Raw genomic sequence first — 18,400 nt, forward strand, 5'->3', positions numbered from 1 at the left:
ACATGCCCTCGCGGTGGGACCATCTCTTCGACCTGAAGCCCGTCACCCTCCTGGAGCACCTGGTGGAGGAGGTGGCGAAGCTGCTCGCGCAGGACCTGCGGCGCTGGCCGCCACCGGTGCAGGAGGTGGACCTGGACACCGGAGGCCACTTCGCGCCCCTGTTCACCGAGCCCCGTCCGCGCCCCTCCCCCACCGTGTACACGGAGGCCCTGCGGCTGACGCGCTGGGAGCTGTCCCACGAGACGGACGCGTATGACGACTACATGCGCCACCAGCGCTACCTGGAGCGCGGCCTGGGCCCCGACGACAGGCTGGCCCTGCTGTTCCTCTCGCGCTGGCTGACGGAGCAGATGCACGGGCTGGGCGAGGCCACCGAGGGCCGGGTGAAGCGCAAGCACATGCACGAGTGCCTGGACCGGCTGGAGCGGAAGCTCCGGCTCCAGCAGCCCTCGGCCTGAGCAGGCCCGCTGGACCGGGGATGGAGGGAACTTTCCGTCGCCCCGGCACCCGGGCGAGCCCCTGCTTGGGGCACGAACGAGAACGGGGGCGAGCGGGCCTTGTCAGCGCGCGGGCGGTGCCATAAGCCCGAGACATGTCGCCGCAGCCCGTGGACTCTCCGCCTCCGACGCCCATCGTCGACCATCGCCATCGCCTGTGGGTGCTGGGCGCCCTGTGGCTCGTGGTGGCCCTGGTCCTGGTGACATTCCGCTCGGTGGTGATGCCCTTCGCGGGCGCGGCGCTCATCGCCTATCTGGTGCAGCCGCTGGTGGCGCGAATCACGCGGGTGAAGGTGGCCGGGCGGCAGGTGCCGCACTGGGTGGCCATCCTGCTCATCTACGCGGGCTTCTTCGTCGGCGTGTACCTGTTCTTCGTCGCGCTGGTGCCCCAGCTGTACCGGGAGATGGCGCGCGTGAGCCGCGACCTCATGGCGCTCGCCAACACGCTGACGCCCGAGCAGGTGCAGGTGCTCGCCCAGCGCGCGGAGACGTGGCTGAGCGCCCACGGCATCCCCGTGGCGCTGTCCAACCGCGCGCTGGAGGGCGCGGACGCGGCCGGCGCGGGACAGTTCAGCCTGGCGCTGGATTTGGAGCAGCTCATGGGGGACGCGGTGAAGCGCGTGGCGTCCCTGGTGCAGGAGAACCTGGGCGACATCGTCAACGTGTCGCGCCGCATCGTCGCCAGCGTGGCCGCGGGCGTCTTCATGCTGTTCTTCATCCTGATGGTGGCGGCCTTCTTCTCCATCGACGGGCAGGCCATCCGCCGCTACTGCGGCACGCTGGTGCCTCCCGAGTACGCGCAGGACGCGCGGCAGCTCGCCGAGCGCCTGGACCGCTCGCTGTCCGGCGTGGTGCGCGGCCAGGTCACCATCTGCGTCGTCAACGGCGCGCTGACCTTCGTGGGGCTCCTGCTCTTCGGCGTGAAGTTCGCGTTCCTGCTGGCGACCATCGCCACGTTCTTCAGCCTCATCCCCATCTTCGGCACCATCCTGAGCTCGGTGCCCATCGTCCTCATCGCGCTGGCGGACGGCTTCCAGAAGGGCGTGGCCATCCTCTTGTGGATCATCGGCATCCACGCGGTGGAGGCGTACTTCCTCAACCCGAAAATCATGGGCCAGGCCGCGCGCATCCACCCGGTCATCGTGGCCTTCTCGCTCATCGCGGGCGAGCGGCTCTTCGGCCTCATCGGCGCGCTCTTCGCGGTGCCCATCACCGCCATCCTCGTGGCGTGCTTCGACTACGCGCGCCTCAAGGCGCAGCCCCAGGCCGTGGTGACGCTGCCGGGCGCCGAGCCGCAGCCTGCCGTCGCCACCCCGGGCCAGCAGACGCCCGCGGCCTGAACGGCCTCACTGACAGGCGGCGGCGCAGCGGTCTCCGCGGCAGATGGGCATGCAGCGCCCGCAGTCGATGGAGCCCTCGGGGCAGCCGCTGGTGCAGCTCACGCCGCGGCAGTTGGGCCCCTCGTCCGCGTGCGTGACGGCCGTTCCCAGCCCGCAGCACGCGTCCGCGACGCAATCGTCATCTGTGTAACAGGTGCGGCTGGACAGCACCGGCGGCGGGTCCAGCAGTGGCCCCAGGGGGTCCACATCACATCCCATGGTTCCGAGTGTCACCCCCACGAGGAGGGGAAGCAGGCGGACGAGCATGGGACCCAACATGGGTCCTCCCCGGGCCAATGGCTACCTCTAGCGGTTCATCGAGCCGAGGAAGTCGGCGTTCGTCGCCGTCGGACGCATGTGCTTGAGCACGAACTCCATCGCGTCGATGGGGGTGAACGGGTGCAGCACCTGGCGCAGCGCGGTGATGCGGACCAGGTCCCCGGGCCCCAGCAGCAGTTCCTCCTTGCGCGTGCCGGACTTGTTGATGTCCAGCGTGGGGAAGATGCGCTTCTCCATCAGCTTGCGGTCCAGGACGATTTCGGAGTTACCCGTGCCCTTGAACTCCTCGAAGATGACCTCGTCCATGCGGCTGCCGGTGTCGATGAGCGCGGTGCCGATGATGGTCAGCGAGCCGCCCTCCTCGATGTTGCGCGCGGCGCCGAAGAAGCGCTTGGGCTTGTGGAGCGCGTTGGCGTCCACGCCGCCGGACAGAATCTTGCCGGACGCGGGCACCACCGTGTTGTAGGCGCGCGCGAGCCGCGTGATCGAGTCCAGCAGGATGCAGACGTCGTACTTCTGCTCGACCAGGCGCTTGGCCTTGTCGATGACCATCTCCGCCACCTGCACGTGGCGCGTGGCGGGCTCGTCGAAGGTGGAGGAGACCACCTCGCCGCGCACGCTGCGCTCCATGTCCGTGACTTCCTCGGGGCGCTCGTCCACGAGCAGCACGATGAGATAGACGTCCGGGTGGTTGCGGCTGATGGCGTGCGCGATGTTCTGCAGCAGCACCGTCTTGCCGGCCTTGGGGGGCGCCACGATGAGGCAGCGCTGGCCCAGGCCGATGGGGCAGAACATGTCGATGATGCGCGTGGTCATCTCCGACGACTCGTGCTCCAGCTTGAGCTTGCGCGTCGGATACAGCGGCGTGAGGTTGTCGAACAGGATGCGCTCGCGCGCCGCGTCCGACATCGGGTCCGTGAAGTTGACCTTGTCCACCTTCTGGAGCGCGAAGAAGCGCTCGCCCTCGCGGGGCTGGCGGATGGGGCCCGTCACCGTGTCGCCGGGCCGCAGGTTGAAGCGGCGCACCTGCGACGGGGACACGTAGATGTCGTCCGGGCTGGGCTGGTAGTCGCTGTCCGCGCTGCGCAAAAAGCCGAAGCCGTCGCTGAGCAGCTCCATCACGCCCTCGGCGTGGACCTCGAAGCGCTTGTCCGCGATGCCACCCAGGAGCGCGAAGATGAGGTCCTGCTTCTTCAGGCCCTGGTAGTTCTCGAGGCCCACGTCGTGGGCCATGCGGGACAGGTCCGTGATCTTCATCCGCTTCAGGTCATTGAGCTTGATGACCTGCATGGGAGCGCCGTCGCGGCTGACCTCCGTGATGGTTGGGGCCTCGGGGGCCTCCGGCGGGGGCGGCAGCGAGGCCGCGGGGGACTCGTCCTCACCGGAGATGCGAGCCTCCTGGAGGTCGTCGTCGCGGACCGGACGGGAGATCGGCGTCAGCACGGGGCGGGGCGGCTCGGCGCTCGCCTCGGCGGAGTCGCCCTCCACCTCGGTGCCCGTGTCCTCGTCACGGCGAGGGGCGCGGCGCGAACGGGACGGCTTCTCGGCTTCCTCCCTGTCGGCGGTCTTCGCCGCCGCGCGCTTGCGACGGGGCTTGTCGTCGGCCTCGACGGGAACAGCGACGTCGGCGGCCTTCTCTCTCGAAGTACGGGCTTTGCGCATGGCTGGGAACGCTTGGGGAGGTGTGGGGTGCCCGAGGACTCGGACGCTCGATTGCCGGGGGAGATGTCCGCTCGGCCTCGGAAGCACCTTCTCCAGTGAGGAGCGACCCTTACCGGAATCCCTGGAGGGGACTGCGCGGGCGCGGGCCGATTGGTTTTGGGGAAGAGATGGCGCCGTCGAAATTCCTGCGCCAGTGAACCGCCGAGGGACGTTATTGACCCCCTCCAGGCCTGTCAAGGCATCTTGAGGGCCACCCTCCGGACTCTTCCTGATGAGCAACATGAGCCCGGCGGCGGACATTTCCCACCCGCCACGGGGCGTCGTGGCTCCCCACGTCAGGACCCGACGCGTCTCTTCGCTGGGGGTGGGCCCGCGCGGGCAGGACCGACGCCCCCCACCCCGCCCCGCACGACGGGCACCGGGCCAGCGCGCCTCACCGCCGGCATGAGGCGGGGCCTACGTGGCGGGGCGTGTGGCCCCGTGCACGCGGGGGACATGGCGGGAGGCGGTCGACGCGATGTCGGGGTGTCGCTCTAGATTGCGCGCCATGGACACGCCCTCACGCGGGGGCGTTTTGGGGTAAGGACCGCCCACCGTGGACGACTTCCAGAAAGCCGAAGCCCGAGCCCGCGAGCTCCGTCGTGAGCTGGCCCACCACAACCACCGCTACTACGTGCTCGACTCGCCGGAGATCAGCGACATCCAGTACGACACGCTGATGCGCGAGCTGCAGGGGCTGGAGGAGCAGCACCCCACCCTGCAGACGCCGGACTCGCCCACCCAGCGCGTGGGAGGCCAGGCCGCGGACGAGTTCGGCCAGGTGGTCCACCGCGTCCCCATGCTGTCGCTCGCCAACCTCTTCGAGGACGAGGGGCTGGTGGAGTTCGACGAGCGCATCCGCAAGCTGCTCGGCATCCCCGCCGTCCACTACGTCTGTGAGCCCAAGCTGGACGGGCTGGCGATCGCCCTGCGCTTCGAGAAGGGCCTCTTCGTGCAGGGCGCCACCCGCGGCGACGGCACCACGGGCGAGGACGTGACGGGCAACCTGCGCACCATCCGCAGCCTGCCCATGGAGCTGTTCCCCGAGGACGGGGTGAAGGTGCCCGAGGTGCTGGAGGTGCGCGGCGAGGTCTTCATCCGCAAGGCGGACTTCCAGAAGCTCAACGAGAAGCGCGAGGAGGAGGGCGAGCCGCTCTTCGCCAACCCGCGCAACGCGGCCGCCGGCAGCCTGCGCCAGCTGGACCCGAAGGAGACCGCGCAGCGTCCGCTCTCCGTCTACCTCTACGAGTGTGTCCCCACCGAGGGCGTGCCCGCCTTCAAGACGCACATCGAGAAGCTCGAGTACCTCAAGTCGCTGGGCCTGCCCATCAACCGCTACGTGCGCGCCGCCGGCATCGACGGGGTGCGCGCCGCCTATGACGCGTCACTCAAGGGTCGCCACGAGCTGCCCTTCGAGGTGGACGGCATGGTGGTGAAGGTGGACGACGAGGACCAGAGAAAGCGCCTGGGCCAGGTCTCCAAGAGCCCGCGCTGGGCGGTGGCGTACAAGTTCCCGCCCGAGGAGGAGTCCACGCTGGTGCAGGACATCGGCATCCAGGTGGGCCGCACCGGCGCCCTCACGCCCGTGGCGCACCTGAAGCCCGTGAAGGTGGGCGGCGTCACCGTGGCGCGCGCCACGCTGCACAACGAGGACGAGCTGCGGCGCAAGGACGTGCGCAAGGGCGACACCGTCTTCGTGCGCCGCGCGGGGGACGTGATTCCGGAGATCGTCTCCACGGTGCTCTCCAAGCGCCCCGAGGACTCCAGGCCCTTCGAGTTCCCCAAGCACTGCCCGGTGTGCGGCGCGGTGGCGGTGAAGGACGAGGACGGCGCCGTCATCCGGTGCACCGGCGCGTCCTGCCCCGCGCAGCTGGTGGAGAAGATCCGCCACTTCGCCAGCCGCATCGCCATGGACATCGAGGGCCTGGGCGACAAGCTGGCCGCGCAGCTGGTGGCCACCGGCACCGTGAAGACGTTCGCGGACCTGTACGCGCTCACCAAGCCCAAGCTGATGACGCTCGAGCGCATGGGCGACAAGAGCGCGGAGAACCTGCTGGCCTCCATCGAGCGCTCCAAGACGACCACCCAGCGCCGCTTCCTCTACGCGCTGGGCATCCGCCACGTGGGGGACGCCACCGCCAAGGCGCTCGCGGAGGCCTTCCCCCAGGTCAAGCAGCTCTTCGACGCGTCCCTGGAGGACGTCTCCCGCGTCAAGGACGTGGGCGCGGTCATGGCGCAGGTCATCCACACCTTCTTCCAGGAGCCCCAGAATCGCGAGGCCATCCTCGCGCTGCTCAACGCCGGGGTCGCACCCGCCCCGCCCCAGGTGGCCACGGGAGGCCCGTTCATTGGTAAGACGGTGGTGCTCACCGGCTCGATGACGGGTATGACGCGGGAGCAGGCGAAGGAGGAGGTCGAGCGGCGGGGTGGGAAGGTCGCCGGAAGTGTCTCGCGCAAGACCGATTTCGTGGTGGCCGGCGACGATGCGGGCAGCAAGCTGAAGAAGGCCCAGGAACTCGGGGTAAGAATCCTGGATGAGGAAGCGTTCCTCGGGCTGTTGCGAGCGGACGCCTAGAGGGTGAGGCATTCGGTTCATGAGCGGTTCCAGGCGGGTGTCCCTGCGCATCCAGGGCAAGGTGCAGGGCGTCTTCTTCCGGGAGAGCGCCCGCGGGGAGGCCACGCGCCTGGGGCTGTCGGGCTGGGTGAGGAACCGCTCGGAGGGCTCGCTGGAGGCGGTGGCGGAGGGAGAGCCTGAGATGCTGGAGGAGTTCATCCGGTGGTGTCACCGAGGTCCCGAGCAGGCGCGCGTCACCGGCGTCGAGCGCACGGACGGCGAGGCCACCGGCGAGTACCGTCACTTCATCGTGGAGCGCACATCATGACGCCCTACGCGCTGGCATCCCTGCCGGCCATGCTGGGCATCCGGGCCGGGTCCAAGGTCTCCGTCATCAACCCGCCGCGCGGCTTCGTGCAGAAGCTCAATCCGCTGCCGGATGGGGTGGAGTTCCTCATCACCGCGCAGACGGGCCTGGATGTCATCCTCTTCTTCTCCCAGGACGCGACGGAGCTGGTGCAGCGGCTGCCCGCCCTGGCGCGCGCCATGGCCCTCACCGGGGGCATCTGGGTCTGCTGGCCCGGCGGCGAGGGCGTCAAGACGACCCTCTCCGAGGACTTCGTGCGCCAGGCGGCGCTCGACATCGGCCTGGTGGACAACAAAATCTGCACCATCGACGCCACCTGGACGGGCCTGAGGCTGGTGCGCAGGCCCCGCGGGCGGCTGGACAAGCCCGAGGGCCGCAAGCAGGCCCCCGCCCAGGCCTGAGACCTGCCAGGGAGGCACCCGGCATCTGCCCGACAGTGGATGGATGCCGTTTCTCGGCTTTACACGTGTGCCGGGGGCGTGAAAAACTCCCCGTGTTTCTGGGCGCTTGTGTGACGCTCCGCATTGGCGGAGGTCACGCCCAGTCTTGAATTTTTGACGGGTTGCGTTCCCGGATACCTCCGGGCGCGTCGGCTGCGCCGGGGCTCCAAGTCGCCCCCCCAAGGTGACCCACTGCAGGGCACCGACCGGGTGTGGAAGGAAGGAGCGGGCGGCACGCGCGTGGTGGAGGACCTCGAACGCGGTTGAAGACAAGGCTCCGCCCGGCAGGGTGCCGGTGGCAAAGCGGAGCAATTGAACTCGGAGGAGCAGGCGGTGGTCCCCTTGGCCCTCGACAGCGTGACGTGTGCCGTTCCCGGACAGACCGGGGAGGACGTCCTGACTGGAGGGCCTCCGGAGGCCGCCTCTCCTTTCGCAGCGTGCACGCAGGCGCGGCGTCTTGCCGCCTCCCGTCCGGTGAGGTCCGCCCTACCGCGCGCGCGTCCAGGATTCGTCCATGAGCAGCATCCTCGTCATCAACGCCGCGGGTCGGGAGACCCGCGTGGCGCTCGTCGAGAACGGGCACATCGCGGAGTTCTATCTCGAGCGTAAGAAGGACAAGGGCGTCGTCGGCAACATCTACAAGGGTCGCGTGGTCCGGGTGCTGCCCGGCATGCAGGCGGCCTTCGTGGACATCGGCCTGGAGAAGGCCGCGTTCCTCTACGTCAGCGACGTCGTCTACGACCCGGACTTCGCCCGGGCGCAGTTCGAGCTGACCGAGGGCGAGCACGAGGACGCGCCCGACGTCCCCACCGAGTCCGAGGCCGAGGCCGCCGAGGCCGCCGCCCGGAACGGGGGTCCGCAGCACCACCACCCCGTGGAGCACGCGGCGGAGGCGGAGGTCGAGGAGCTGTCGGCCGAGGCTCCCGCGCACCTCGAGGGCCTGCCGAAGGACACCCGCCTGGAGCTGGCGGCGAACGCGCCGTCGGTGGAGGTGGCATCCGGGACGGAGTCCGCCGTGGCCGAGGCCGCGCCGACGACGTCCGAGGCCGCGCCGTCCGCCAGCGAGCCTTCCGTGACGGTGGTGGCCAGCGAGGTGTCGGTGTCCGTGGAGGGCGCGACGGCCTCGGTGGAGACCGCGTCCGTGGCGGTGGCGGTGCAGGAGGTCCCCTCCCCCGCGTCGGAGTCGGCCGAGGCCGCGTCCCAGGCGGCGGTGTCCGAGGACGGTGTGGCGGCGGCGCAGCAGCAGCCCGAGCCGCCGCCGGCCGCGGCCACCGCGCTGAGCGAGCTGATTCCGCCGCCCGCCGGTGAGGAGGGCGCGCTGGCCGTGGCCCGTCCCGCCGAGGTCTCCGGTGAGCGCCGCACGCCGCGCGAGGCCCGGGAGGCGCGCGAGCCGCGCGGCCGGGAGAAGGACAAGGACAAGGGCCGTCACAAGCAGGACGAGAAGCGCCGCGACAAGCGCGATGACGACGGCAACGGCAAGGAGAAGGTCAAGCAGCGCCGGACGGACAAGATCGAGGACTTGCTGAAGGTGGGCCAGGAGGTGGTGGTCCAGATTTCCAAGGACCCCATCGGCACGAAGGGCGCGCGCCTCACCTCGCACATCTCGATTCCGGGCCGTCAGCTGGTGTTCATGCCCACGGTGGACCACGTGGGCATCAGCCGCCGCATCTCCAACGAGAAGGAGCGCCGGCGGCTGCGAGAAATCGTGGACCGGCTGCGTCCGCCCGGCACGGGCTTCATCGTGCGCACGGTGGCGGAGAACGTTCCGCAGGAGAAGCTCGAGAGCGACATCCGGTTCCTCATCGAGGTGTGGAACCAGGTGGTGCGCAAGAACGAGAAGCGGGGCGGCCCTGGCCTCCTGCATCCGGACCTGGACCTCATCCTGCGCGCCACGCGCGACTTGTTCGCGCACGACGTGGAGAAGCTGGTCGTCGACGACCGCGAGGAGTACGAGCGCATCCTGGGCTTCGTGACGGCGCAGGACCCGGCGCTGCGCGACCGGGTGGCGCTGCACGAGGGTGACGACACCGTCTTCGACGCGTACGGCATCGAGCAGGAGCTGCAGCGGGCCACCCAGCGCAAGGTGTGGCTGAAGAGCGGCGGCTACCTCATCATCGACCAGGCCGAGGCGCTCACGGCCATCGACGTCAACTCGGGACGCTACGTCGGCAAGAAGAGCCTCGAGGAGACCATCACCAAGATCAACGTCGAGGCGGCCAAGGAGATTGTGTACCAGCTCCGGCTGCGCAACATCGGCGGCATCATCATCTGCGACTTCATCGACATGGAGAAGGCGCAGAACCGGGACAAGGTCTTCAAGGCGCTGCAGGAGGCGCTGGGGCGCGACAAGGCGAAGACCAACGTGCTGCGCATCTCCGAGCTGGGCCTGGTGGAGATGACGCGCAAGCGCGTGCGCGAGTCCATCGGCCGGGTGCTGCACGAGGACTGCCCGTACTGCGACGGCAACGGCTTCGTGAAGACGGCGACGACGGTGGCGTATGAAATCTTCCGGGAGATTCGCCGGGAGGCGCCGGGCTACAAGGACTCCACGCTGGTCATCAACTGCAACGCGGAGGTGGCGCGCCTGCTCCAGGGCGAGGAGCGCAACGAGCTGCGGCACCTGATGGACCGCTACAACAAGTCCATCCAGGTCAAGGCGCAGCAGAACTACCACCGCGAGCAGTACGACATCTACGGACGCTCGGCGACGGGCCCCGAGCACAAGGTGGCCTCGTCCCCGGGCTCGGGTGACGGCGAGCTGGCGATGCAGCAGCGCAAGCCGGACAGCGGCGGCTTCGGGCGGCAGGACCAGAACCGCCGGGGCGGTGGTGGCGGCAGGGATCGCGACAGGGACCGGGGCGGCGGCGGTGGCGGCGGCGGAGACCGGCGCGATGACCGACGTGACGGCCGTCGTCCGGACCGTGGCGGAGACCGTCCTCGCGGTGAGCGGGGGGGTGAGCGTGGGGACCGGGGTGAGCGTGGTGGCGGTGAGCGCGGCGAACGCGGTGAGCGTGGTGACCGCGGCCCACGGGGCGAGCGCGGTGACCGTCCTCGCGGCGAACAAGGCGGCGAGCGCGGTGACCGGGGCGGCGAGCGTGGCGAGCGCGGTGACCGTCCTCGCGGCGAACAAGGCGGCGAGCGCGGTGACCGTCCTCGCGGCGAACAAGGCGGCGAGCGCGGTGACCGTCCTCGCGGCGAACAAGGCGGCGAGCGCGGTGACCGTCCTCGCGGCGAACAAGGCGGCGAGCGCGGTGACCGTCCTCGCGGCGAACAAGGCGGCGAGCGCGGTGACCGTCCTCGCGGCGAACAAGGCGGCGAGCGCGGTGACCGTCCTCGCGGCGAACAAGGCGGCGAGCGCGGTGACCGTCCTCGCGGCGAACAAGGCGGCGAGCGCGGTGACCGGGGCGGCGAGCGTGGCGAGCGCGGTGGCAACCAGGGCTCCGCGGGAGGCAACGGCGGCGAGAGCAGTGGTGGCTCGACGCCTCCGGCATCGGGCCAGGGTGGCTCGGAGCCGTCGGGCGGTAGCTCGACCTGATTCCGCGAGGTGAGGTGGGGCGGCGTCTCGACGACCGCCCTTCTCCCCCAGCATCAGCCATCCCATGGAAGCCAAGTGGAGTGGGCTCCGTAGCGGCCCACTTCCTCACCCTCCGGATTGGAACGGCAGCCCCCTCCTCTGGCATCACGGGCCCGAACGGCCGCCCCTTCACGGGTACAAAGTGGACTGGGCGCGGTGCCAGGTCCAAACCTCCGGCAGAGAGGGCCAGCCATCTGGCTCCGCGTGGCCCCAAGCCTCGGTCAGGAGCCGGAAGAATCGCGCCGTGGGAACAGGCGCCGTCGAATCACGCACCGACGTCCCGTGCCGCAGGTCGCGCCCCTCTCCCACCTCAACGATGAGGCCTGCATCCAGCCCCATGGGGCGCACGAGGGCTCCTGGATGTCGGTCCATGTGCCGCGACAGGCGCATCTCCATCAGGAGGTGGGCTGGCCCTGGAGGTCCCGGTTTGGCTAGCCTTGCGACTCCATATCGCGGAGCGTCGTCGGCTCCCGGTCTGCTTCCGCCTCGTATGCCCCCCACCTCCGCTCCGCCCCAGCGCCCTCACCGTCCACCGTGCCACCGCGCGGGGCGCCAGCGCATGGGCAGGGGCGCCTGAGGTTGGCCACGCCCTCGACTCCAGCGTCGTGGTGGCGGAGCACGCGCGAGCGAGCCCGTGACTGGGCGCTGCGCGTCTGGGAACCCGCGCAGGCAACCCAGGTGGGCCGCTTCGCGACCGACACGTTCCTCGCCGCGAGGACCGTGGCCCAGGGCTTTCGCGGAGAGAACCTCCGGCTCCGCGCCGCCGCGCTCACCTACATCAGCATGTTCTCGCTGGTGCCGCTGTTGACGGTGGGCCTCGTCCTGCTCAACGCGTTCCACCAGGACCGCTTCGAGGAGCGGCTGCGCTTCGTCGTCCGGGAGATGCTCGCCCCCGGCGTCCAGGAGAAGTCCGCCGCAGTGCTCAACCAGCTCCTCGAGCAGAGCAACTCCGTGGCCATCGGCAGCGTCGGCTTCCTGGCCATCCTCCTGTCCGCGGGCTCCCTGCTGCGCCACATCGACGGCGCGGTGAACGAGCTGTGGGGCATCCGCCGTCAGCGCCCCTGGGGCACCCGGCTGCTCATCTACTCGGGCCTGCTCCTGTTGGGCCCCGTCTTCCTCGCGGCCTCCCTCACCGGGACGCGGGCGGTGCGCGGCGTCCTCCAGAGCCTGCCCTTCGCCAGCGTCCTCATCGCGCTGGGCACCACCCTCATCGCGGTGGTGGGCCTGACGCTGCTCTACTTCTGGACCCCCTACGCCCATGTCCGGGTCCGCTCCGCCCTGGCGGGGGGACTGGTCGCGGGCCTGGGTTGGATCCTGGCCAAGTCGGTGTACGCCGAGTTCGCCGCGCGCAGCTTCCGCTACAACCTGCTCTACGCCTCGCTGAGCGCCCTGCCCCTCTTCCTCGCCTGGGTCTACGTCAGCTGGCTCGTGCTCCTCTTCGGAGCGCGGCTCGCCTACGCCGTCGAGCACACCGCCTTCCGCGACTCCCTCTTCGCCTTCGGCACCCACCCGCGCGCCCATGAGCTGGTCGCCTCGCGCATCGCCCAGGAGACGACGCTGACGTGGGTGGACGGAGGCCCGGCTCCCACGCCCCGGGTGCTGGCGACCCGGCTTCGCGTCCCCGAGTCGCTCGTCCACGAGGTGGTCGACCGCATGGTCACCGCCGGTCTCCTGGAGCGCCTGCGCCGGGGGGGCTTGAGGCCCGCCAGGGACCCCGCCTCCCTCACCCTGGCCGACACCACCCTCGCCGTGCACGGGGTGATGATCTCCGGCGGGGTGGACACCTGGGATGGCCCCAAGGCCACCGGCTTCGAGCAGGTGGAGCACTTCTTCCAGGAGGCGGACTGCCTCGGCGTCGAGCGCCTGCGACGCACGCGCTGGACGGACCTGGTGGCGCCCCTGCGGCCCGAAGTCGCCCAGGAGGCCCCCTCGGAGCCCCCCCGAATGGCAGCCAGCGGAAATCCGTAAAGTTTCTAGGTGGTTGGGAGTCCACCCTGCTTGCAGTGCCGGCGCGTTCTGTTATGTTTTCCTGATTCGACCACGGGCCAGAGTGCCCTGTTGCGAAGGGGTCACCGGGTTTGCGGGAGCGTCCGATGCTCAAGTCCGATCTGATCAACATCCTCGTGGCCAAGCGGGGCGTGACGCAGAAGCAGGCTGAGGCCACCATCGAGACGATTTTCGAGTCGATGAAGGATGCCCTCTGTCGCGGCGAGAACATCGAGATTCGCGGCCTCGGTGCCTTCCACGTGAAGAACTACCAGGGCTACCAGGGTCGCAACCCGAAGACGGGCCAGGTCATCCCGGTGAAGCCCAAGCGGGGCCTGCTCTTCCGCACGGGCAAGGAGCTGCGCGACAGGGTCAACCGCCCCGCGCCCCAGCAGGCCCAGGCGGACCTGGCGTCCCCTGAGAGCAAGGGCCCCGGCAGCACCGGCACCGGCCTCTGACCCACCCTCACATCCCATGGGACACCGGCGACAGCCGACCGATGGGACGAATCTGCAGGGCGCCATCCAACTCGCCGTAGGTGAGCACCGCCACGTCCGGGAACGCCCCCTCGCACAGCCTGCGCAGGGACCTGCGCACATCCGGCGCGGTGAGCAGCACGGCCTTCCCGCCTGTCGCGACCTGACGCACCCCCTCCAGGATTTCCGCCACCCGCTCCGGGTCCGGCGCGAGCCCCCTGGGCCCGGCGGCCCGGAGAATCTCCTCCACCTCGGGGTCCACCAGGTACGCATACAGCGGCCCCGTGGGCGCGAACTTGTGGCTGAGATAGCGACGCAGGGCCTGTCGGCAGCGCTCGGCGAGCGCGGTGGCGTCCCCCTCGGTGGTGGGTGACACGAGCGCCTCCAGGATGGCCCTCAAGTCCCGGATGCTCACGCCCTCCTGGAGCAGCTTGCGCAGCACGTCCGTCAAGAGCGGCAACGGCACCTTCTGGAGCGCCTCTTTCACCAGCATCGGCGCACGCGGCTCCAGCCCCTCCAGGAGTCCCTGGACATCCTGGAGCCCCAACAGCTCCGCCGCCCGGCTCCGCAGCACGGCACGCAGGTGCTCGGCGAGCAGCGCCTCGGGGCGCAGCACCTGGACCTGGGCGAGCTCCACCGGGCCGCGGCCCGACTCCGGAATCCGACTGATGCTCCTCCCCGTCGAGGGCTCCACCGCCGGCTCCGCCTTCACCTGGAGGAACGCGAGCTCCTCCGGAGGTGCCTGCGCATAGAGCACGCCCGGCGTCAGCTGCCCGCCGCCCGCGGGGACCTCGTCCACCAGGATTCGATACTCCCCCGGAGACAGATAGGCGGCCTGGGTCCTCACGCGGATGCCGGGGACACGGATGCCCAGCTCGAAGAAGAGCTCGTCCCGAACCGCGTTGAGCTGTTCATGCACGAACGCCCCCCCGGAGGACTGCGTCAGCACCGTCAGGTCCGGCGCGAGGTCCAGGGTGAGCGGGGACACACCCACGGGGAGCGCCGCGCTCATCGGCGGGGCCGCTTCCTTCCCGGAAGCCCCCACCTTCTCGCCCGACGCCTCCGACTCGCTTGCCGCCACCGGACGGGCCGCGCCGCGTGACAGGGCGTACCCGAGTCCCGCCAGGGCCGCCGCCAGCACCAGGAACGTCAGGTGCGGCATGCCCGGCATCAGCGCGAGGACGCCACACAGTCCCGCGACGACCCAGAGCGTCCGGGCCTCGCCGAAGAACTGCGCGCCAATCTCCGCGCCCAGCGAGTCCTCCTCGCGCTCCGAGGCCACCCGCGTGACGACGAGCCCCGCCGCCACGGTGATGCAGAGCGAGGGCACCTGAGACACGAGCCCGTCGCCGATGGCGATGAGCGCGAACGTCGCGGCCGCCTCGGAGAGCGACAACCCTCCCTGCAAGACTCCGATGAGCGAGCCACCGAGCAGGTTCACCGCGACGATGACGAGGCCCGCGATGACGTCGCCCTTCACGAACTTCATGGCCCCGTCCATCGCGCCGAACATCTGAGACTCGCGCTCCAAATCCCTCCGGCGCTTGCGGGCCTGAGCCTGGTCGATGGCCCCCGCGCGCAGGTCCGCGTCGATGGACATCTGCTTGCCTGGCATCGCGTCCAGGGTGAACCGGGCGGACACCTCCGCGACACGCTCCGCGCCCTTCGCCACCACCAGGAACTGCACCAGCGAGAGGATGGCGAACACCACGCCGCCGACCACGTAGTCCCCCTGCACCACGAACTCACCGAACGCCTGGATGACGTCGCCCGCGTGCCCCTCCGCGAGCGCCAGCCGCGTGGACGAGACATTGAGCGCCAGTCGGAACAGCGTGGTGAACAACAGCAACGTCGGGAAGGACGTCACCTTCAGCGCGTCCTTCGCCCGCAGCGCCGCCACCAGCAGCGCCACACCCGCCGCCAGGTTCAGCGCCAGGCCCACGTCCAGCACCCACGCCGGCAGGGGGATGATGAGCGCGCCCAGCACGGCGGCCATCGCCACCGCGAGAACCAGGTCCGATGAGCTCTTCACCTTCGACAACCACGACGTCAGGGCCTTCATGAAGTCCGTCTCCGAGGTGATTCGTCCGCGTCCCGCGCTTCCATCGCCGTGCGGAGGACGACCGCCGCCGCCTGGTACAGCTCCTCGGGGATGGGCTCCCCCAGGTCGTAGTGGATGAGGCTCCGCGCCAGCGGCACGTCCCGCACCACGGGAATGCCGAGCCGACGTGCCTCCTCGCGCAGCGCGAGCGCCTCCTCCTCACGCGCCTTCGCGACGAGGTAGGGCGCCTCGCACTCCTGGGTGTCGTAACGGAGCGCCACCGCGAGATGCGTGGGATTGACGACCACCGCGGTGGCCCGGGCCACGCCCCGAGCCGGTCCGCCCTGCGCGAGCTGCCGGTGCAACGCCTTGCGCTGTCCCTTGTGGCGCGGGTCTCCCTCGCTCTCCTTGTGCTCGCGCTTGAGCTCCTCCCGGCTCATCCGCAGCTCACGAAAGTGGCTCCGTCGAGCGAGCAGGTAGTCCCCCACTCCCAACACCACCAGCACCCAGGCCAGGGTGTGCACCAGCCCCTCGATGCGACCCAGCATGAGCGGCAGCCCCTCGCCGCCCGCGAGCCACGCGGTCCGCAGCACCTCTGGCCCCAGCTCCTCCACCTCGCTCCACACGAACATCGCGACCACGGCCACCACGACCAGCGCCTTGCCCAGCTCCAGCCACGGCTTCACGCTGAACAGCCGCTTCATCCCAGCCGCGGGGCTGACACGCGCCCACTGGGGCGCCACGTGCTCGGGATTCATCTCGAACCCCACGGTGGCCACGCTGACGCCCAGCGACGCGATGAGCGCGCCGCCGAGCACGGGCCCGCTCATGCCCATGAAAATCCAGAGCCCCTCCTCCCAGGCGCCCGCCCCCTGCTGCTCGAGGAACAACCGCGACGTCCAGTCCCGCAGCCGCGCCACCTGCGGCGCCGAGCCCGCCATGAAGCCGAGCACGCCTCCCAACGTCACCGCGCTGGAGGACAACAGTCGGCTGCGCGGAATCTGTCCCTTGCGGCGAGCCTCGCGCAGGCGCTTCGCGGAGGGCTGCTCCGTCTTCTCCCCACTCATCGCGCCAGCTCCCCCAACACCGAGAGCGCCCCGCCCGTGGAGACGACTTCCGCCAGCAATCGCTCACACAACACGCCCGTCCCCAACCACAACACCGCGCCGCCCCCCAGGATGCGCAGCGGCGCTCCCAGCTCCTGCAGGTTCAGCTGCGGCGCCGCGCGCGACGCCATGGCCAGGAAGCAATCCACCGTCAGCATCGCCGCCGCCATCGGCGCGCCCACCGCCAGGCCCGTGGCCAGCGCGCCTCCCGCGAGCACGACCACGTGCAGCGTCGCGGCCTCCGTCGGCACGAAGGCCCCCAACCCCACCACGCCGAACCCACGCACCCAGGCGCCGAACACGAGCGGCGCCACCGCGCCCGACATCACCAGCCCCACGAGCAGTTGATGCAACCCTTCGCCCGTGGCGGACTCGCGGCTCCCCGACACCGGCAGGCTCGCCTCCGCGGACGTGCCCCTCAACAGGTCGATGAACCGTCCCCCCATCCGCGCCGCGTCGAACGGCAGCGCGGAGACCATCCCCACCGACACGCCATAGGCCAGCTCCCGCAGCAACCAGCCCGCCAGCGTCCACGACGACGTCACCGGCGCCGGCAACTCCACGCCTCCCTCCACGCGGAGGAACAACGCCAGGGAGAGCACCAGCCCCAACCGCACCGTCGGCGGCGTGGCCTGCCCACCCAGCACGGGGCACAGGAAGGCCACGGGCACGAGCCGCGCGCAGCACAGCGCCACCACGGCGGCGTCCGGCCCGAGCGCCTCCAGCGACGTGCGAACCAGCTCCAGGTTCATACCGAGACCTCGGCGATGAGCGTCAGGAGCTGCTGGGTGAAGCGCGTGAGCTGGGCGGCGATCCACGGCCCCGCGAGCACCAGGGCGAACACCGCCGCGCACAGCTTGGGCACCACCGACAGCGTGCTCTCCTGCAGCTGCGTCGTCGCCTGGAACAGCCCCGACAGGAAGCCCACCAGCAGGCTGGCCCCGACGGGCGGCAGCGACGCGAGCACCATCAACAACAAGGCCTCACGGCCCAGCGACAGCAACACGTCCTGGGTCATCGCATCACCGGTATCCGAGGATGAGGCCGCGCGCGAGCAGCGACCAGCCATCCACGGCCACGAAGAGGAGGATCTTGAAGGGCAGGCTCACCTGACTGGGGGACAGCGTCTGCATCCCCAGCGCGAGCAACACGTTGGCGATGACCATGTCGAGCACCAGGAACGGGAGGAAGACGAGGAAGCCAATCTGGAAGGCCTCCTTCAGCTCGGTGATGACGAAGGCCGGGATGATGACGAAGAGGTCCGTCTCCTGGACCACCTCCGCCTCCTCCGGCGGCCGCAGCTCACGCGCCAGGTCCACGAAGCGGGCCCGCTCCTCGGCGCTGCCATGCTTCACCAGGAACTCGCGCAGGGGCTCGGCCACCCGAGCGGCCGAGTCGAGAATCCGCGCCCCGGAGCCGGACTCGAGCTCCTGGTAGGCGAGCTGCCCCGCGTCGTACATCCGCTCCATCACCGAGGCCATGATGTGGCCCGTCAGCACCGCCGCCAGCCCCGTCAGCACCAAAGTCGGCGGCGCCTGCTGCGTCCCCATGGCCGAGCGCGCCAGCGACAACACCACCGCGATTTTCGAGAAGCTCGTCAGCATCAGCACCGCGAACGGCAAGAGCGACATCAGCGCGAGCATCCCCATCATCGACAGCGGACTGCCCGCGTAGGACTGCTGACCGAGCATCCCTTCCGGGGACGCCGCGGCGACCACCGGCACGAGCCAGCCCAGTCCGCCGCTCATGACCGCATCCCCCTGCGCATCCCACGTCCCGGACGAGGCCGACGGGCCGGCGCCAGGACGAACGGAGCCGCCTGTCGCCGCTCGGGCAGCGCATGCACGTGCGCGAACGCATCCCCAAAGGTCACCAGGAAGTCGCGCCCCTCCACCTCCACCAGCGCGAGACCACACCGCGGCGACAGCCCCGCCCGGGAGACGACCTTCAAGCGCTCGAGGCCCGCCGCGCTCGTCCCCCTCGCCCTCCGTCTCCACCAC

The 18,400-nt window shown here is 70.3% G+C and carries 16 protein-coding genes; 8 read left to right on the forward strand and 8 right to left on the reverse strand.

The annotated features are described in order from the left end of the window. Nucleotides 1-2: 2 nt before the first annotated feature. Nucleotides 3-458 carry a hypothetical protein gene (locus tag FL311_RS13885; protein WP_141325625.1) on the forward strand — a complete coding sequence of 152 codons (456 nt, stop codon included), beginning with the start codon at nt 3-5 and terminating at the stop codon, nt 456-458. 134 nt (nt 459-592) lie between these two features. Further along, on the forward strand, nt 593-1,837 hold the full coding sequence (locus FL311_RS13890; protein WP_141325626.1) for an AI-2E family transporter: 1,245 nt from the start codon (nt 593-595) through the stop codon (nt 1,835-1,837). Between the two features lie 6 nt (nt 1,838-1,843). Here FL311_RS13890 and FL311_RS13895 read toward each other — a convergent pair whose 3' ends face one another. Together FL311_RS13895 and rho are read right to left on the reverse strand one after the other, a co-directional pair. Then, a complete protein-coding gene (locus tag FL311_RS13895; protein WP_141325627.1) occupies nt 1,844-2,155 on the reverse strand; it encodes a hypothetical protein in 312 nt (103 codons plus the stop codon). A gap of 27 nt (nt 2,156-2,182) precedes the next feature. Continuing rightward, nucleotides 2,183-3,817, reverse strand: a complete 1,635-nt coding sequence (gene rho, locus FL311_RS13900) for a transcription termination factor Rho (protein WP_194869197.1) — start codon at nt 3,815-3,817, stop codon at nt 2,183-2,185. A gap of 595 nt (nt 3,818-4,412) precedes the next feature. Here rho and ligA point away from each other — a divergent pair. The 6 genes from ligA to FL311_RS13930 all read left to right on the forward strand — a co-directional run bounded on the left by ligA (nt 4,413) and on the right by FL311_RS13930 (nt 13,235). Continuing rightward, nucleotides 4,413-6,431 carry an NAD-dependent DNA ligase LigA gene (gene ligA / locus FL311_RS13905; RefSeq protein ID WP_141325628.1) on the forward strand — a complete coding sequence of 673 codons (2,019 nt, stop codon included), beginning with the start codon at nt 4,413-4,415 and terminating at the stop codon, nt 6,429-6,431. A gap of 19 nt (nt 6,432-6,450) precedes the next feature. Continuing rightward, entirely contained in the window at nt 6,451-6,738 is a 288-nt protein-coding gene (locus FL311_RS13910) for an acylphosphatase (RefSeq protein ID WP_141325629.1), read from the forward strand. Then, nucleotides 6,735-7,178, forward strand: a complete 444-nt coding sequence (locus tag FL311_RS13915; protein WP_046715536.1) for a DUF3052 family protein — start codon at nt 6,735-6,737, stop codon at nt 7,176-7,178. Before FL311_RS13910 ends, FL311_RS13915 begins: the two co-directional genes overlap by 4 nt. A gap of 553 nt (nt 7,179-7,731) precedes the next feature. Beyond that, nucleotides 7,732-10,752, forward strand: a complete 3,021-nt coding sequence (locus tag FL311_RS13920; protein ID WP_141325630.1) for an Rne/Rng family ribonuclease — start codon at nt 7,732-7,734, stop codon at nt 10,750-10,752. 684 nt (nt 10,753-11,436) lie between these two features. Beyond that, nucleotides 11,437-12,759, forward strand: a complete 1,323-nt coding sequence (locus FL311_RS13925) for a YhjD/YihY/BrkB family envelope integrity protein (protein WP_141325639.1) — start codon at nt 11,437-11,439, stop codon at nt 12,757-12,759. Nucleotides 12,760-12,884: 125 nt separating this feature from the next. After that, entirely contained in the window at nt 12,885-13,235 is a 351-nt protein-coding gene (locus FL311_RS13930; protein ID WP_046715538.1) for an HU family DNA-binding protein, read from the forward strand. A gap of 7 nt (nt 13,236-13,242) precedes the next feature. Here the strand turns inward: FL311_RS13930 and FL311_RS13935 are convergent, their stop codons facing one another. From FL311_RS13935 to FL311_RS13960, 6 genes are all read right to left on the reverse strand, one after another. Beyond that, on the reverse strand, nt 13,243-15,315 hold the full coding sequence (locus tag FL311_RS13935) for a flagellar biosynthesis protein FlhA (protein ID WP_141325631.1): 2,073 nt from the start codon (nt 15,313-15,315) through the stop codon (nt 13,243-13,245). After that, nucleotides 15,312-16,361: a flagellar biosynthesis protein FlhB gene (locus FL311_RS13940; protein ID WP_141325632.1), complete on the reverse strand. Its 1,050-nt coding sequence runs from the start codon at nt 16,359-16,361 to the stop codon at nt 15,312-15,314. Before FL311_RS13940 ends, FL311_RS13935 begins: the two co-directional genes overlap by 4 nt. After that, the gene (locus tag FL311_RS13945) at nt 16,358-17,152 is read right to left on the reverse strand and encodes an EscT/YscT/HrcT family type III secretion system export apparatus protein (RefSeq protein WP_141325633.1); all 795 of its coding nucleotides are present in this window, start codon (nt 17,150-17,152) and stop codon (nt 16,358-16,360) included. Before FL311_RS13945 ends, FL311_RS13940 begins: the two co-directional genes overlap by 4 nt. Then, a complete protein-coding gene (locus FL311_RS13950; protein ID WP_141325634.1) occupies nt 17,149-17,418 on the reverse strand; it encodes a flagellar biosynthetic protein FliQ in 270 nt (89 codons plus the stop codon). Before FL311_RS13950 ends, FL311_RS13945 begins: the two co-directional genes overlap by 4 nt. Before the next feature lie 4 nt (nt 17,419-17,422). After that, nucleotides 17,423-18,148: a type III secretion system export apparatus subunit SctR gene (gene sctR / locus FL311_RS13955; RefSeq protein WP_141325635.1), complete on the reverse strand. Its 726-nt coding sequence runs from the start codon at nt 18,146-18,148 to the stop codon at nt 17,423-17,425. Beyond that, nucleotides 18,145-18,400: flagellar biosynthetic protein FliO (locus FL311_RS13960; protein ID WP_141325636.1), on the reverse strand; the 256-nt coding region annotated here is incomplete at its 5' end. The genes sctR and FL311_RS13960, both read right to left, overlap by 4 nt.

The organism is Myxococcus sp. AB025B, from assembly GCF_006518215.1.
GTDB lineage: Bacteria > Myxococcota > Myxococcia > Myxococcales > Myxococcaceae > Myxococcus > Myxococcus fulvus.

Coding starts and splice junctions, on each gene's coding strand:
- FL311_RS13885 (WP_141325625.1), top strand. CDS start 3: ATGCCCTCGCGGTGGGACCATCTCTTCGACCTGAAGCCCGTCACCCTC.
- FL311_RS13890 (WP_141325626.1), top strand. CDS start 593: ATGTCGCCGCAGCCCGTGGACTCTCCGCCTCCGACGCCCATCGTCGAC.
- FL311_RS13895 (WP_141325627.1), bottom strand. CDS start 2,155: ATGTTGGGTCCCATGCTCGTCCGCCTGCTTCCCCTCCTCGTGGGGGTG.
- rho (WP_194869197.1), bottom strand. CDS start 3,817: ATGCGCAAAGCCCGTACTTCGAGAGAGAAGGCCGCCGACGTCGCTGTT.
- FL311_RS13910 (WP_141325629.1), top strand. CDS start 6,451: ATGAGCGGTTCCAGGCGGGTGTCCCTGCGCATCCAGGGCAAGGTGCAG.
- FL311_RS13915 (WP_046715536.1), top strand. CDS start 6,735: ATGACGCCCTACGCGCTGGCATCCCTGCCGGCCATGCTGGGCATCCGG.
- FL311_RS13920 (WP_141325630.1), top strand. CDS start 7,732: ATGAGCAGCATCCTCGTCATCAACGCCGCGGGTCGGGAGACCCGCGTG.
- FL311_RS13930 (WP_046715538.1), top strand. CDS start 12,885: ATGCTCAAGTCCGATCTGATCAACATCCTCGTGGCCAAGCGGGGCGTG.
- FL311_RS13935 (WP_141325631.1), bottom strand. CDS start 15,315: ATGAAGGCCCTGACGTCGTGGTTGTCGAAGGTGAAGAGCTCATCGGAC.
- FL311_RS13940 (WP_141325632.1), bottom strand. CDS start 16,361: ATGAGTGGGGAGAAGACGGAGCAGCCCTCCGCGAAGCGCCTGCGCGAG.
- FL311_RS13945 (WP_141325633.1), bottom strand. CDS start 17,152: ATGAACCTGGAGCTGGTTCGCACGTCGCTGGAGGCGCTCGGGCCGGAC.
- FL311_RS13950 (WP_141325634.1), bottom strand. CDS start 17,418: ATGACCCAGGACGTGTTGCTGTCGCTGGGCCGTGAGGCCTTGTTGTTG.
- sctR (WP_141325635.1), bottom strand. CDS start 18,148: ATGAGCGGCGGACTGGGCTGGCTCGTGCCGGTGGTCGCCGCGGCGTCC.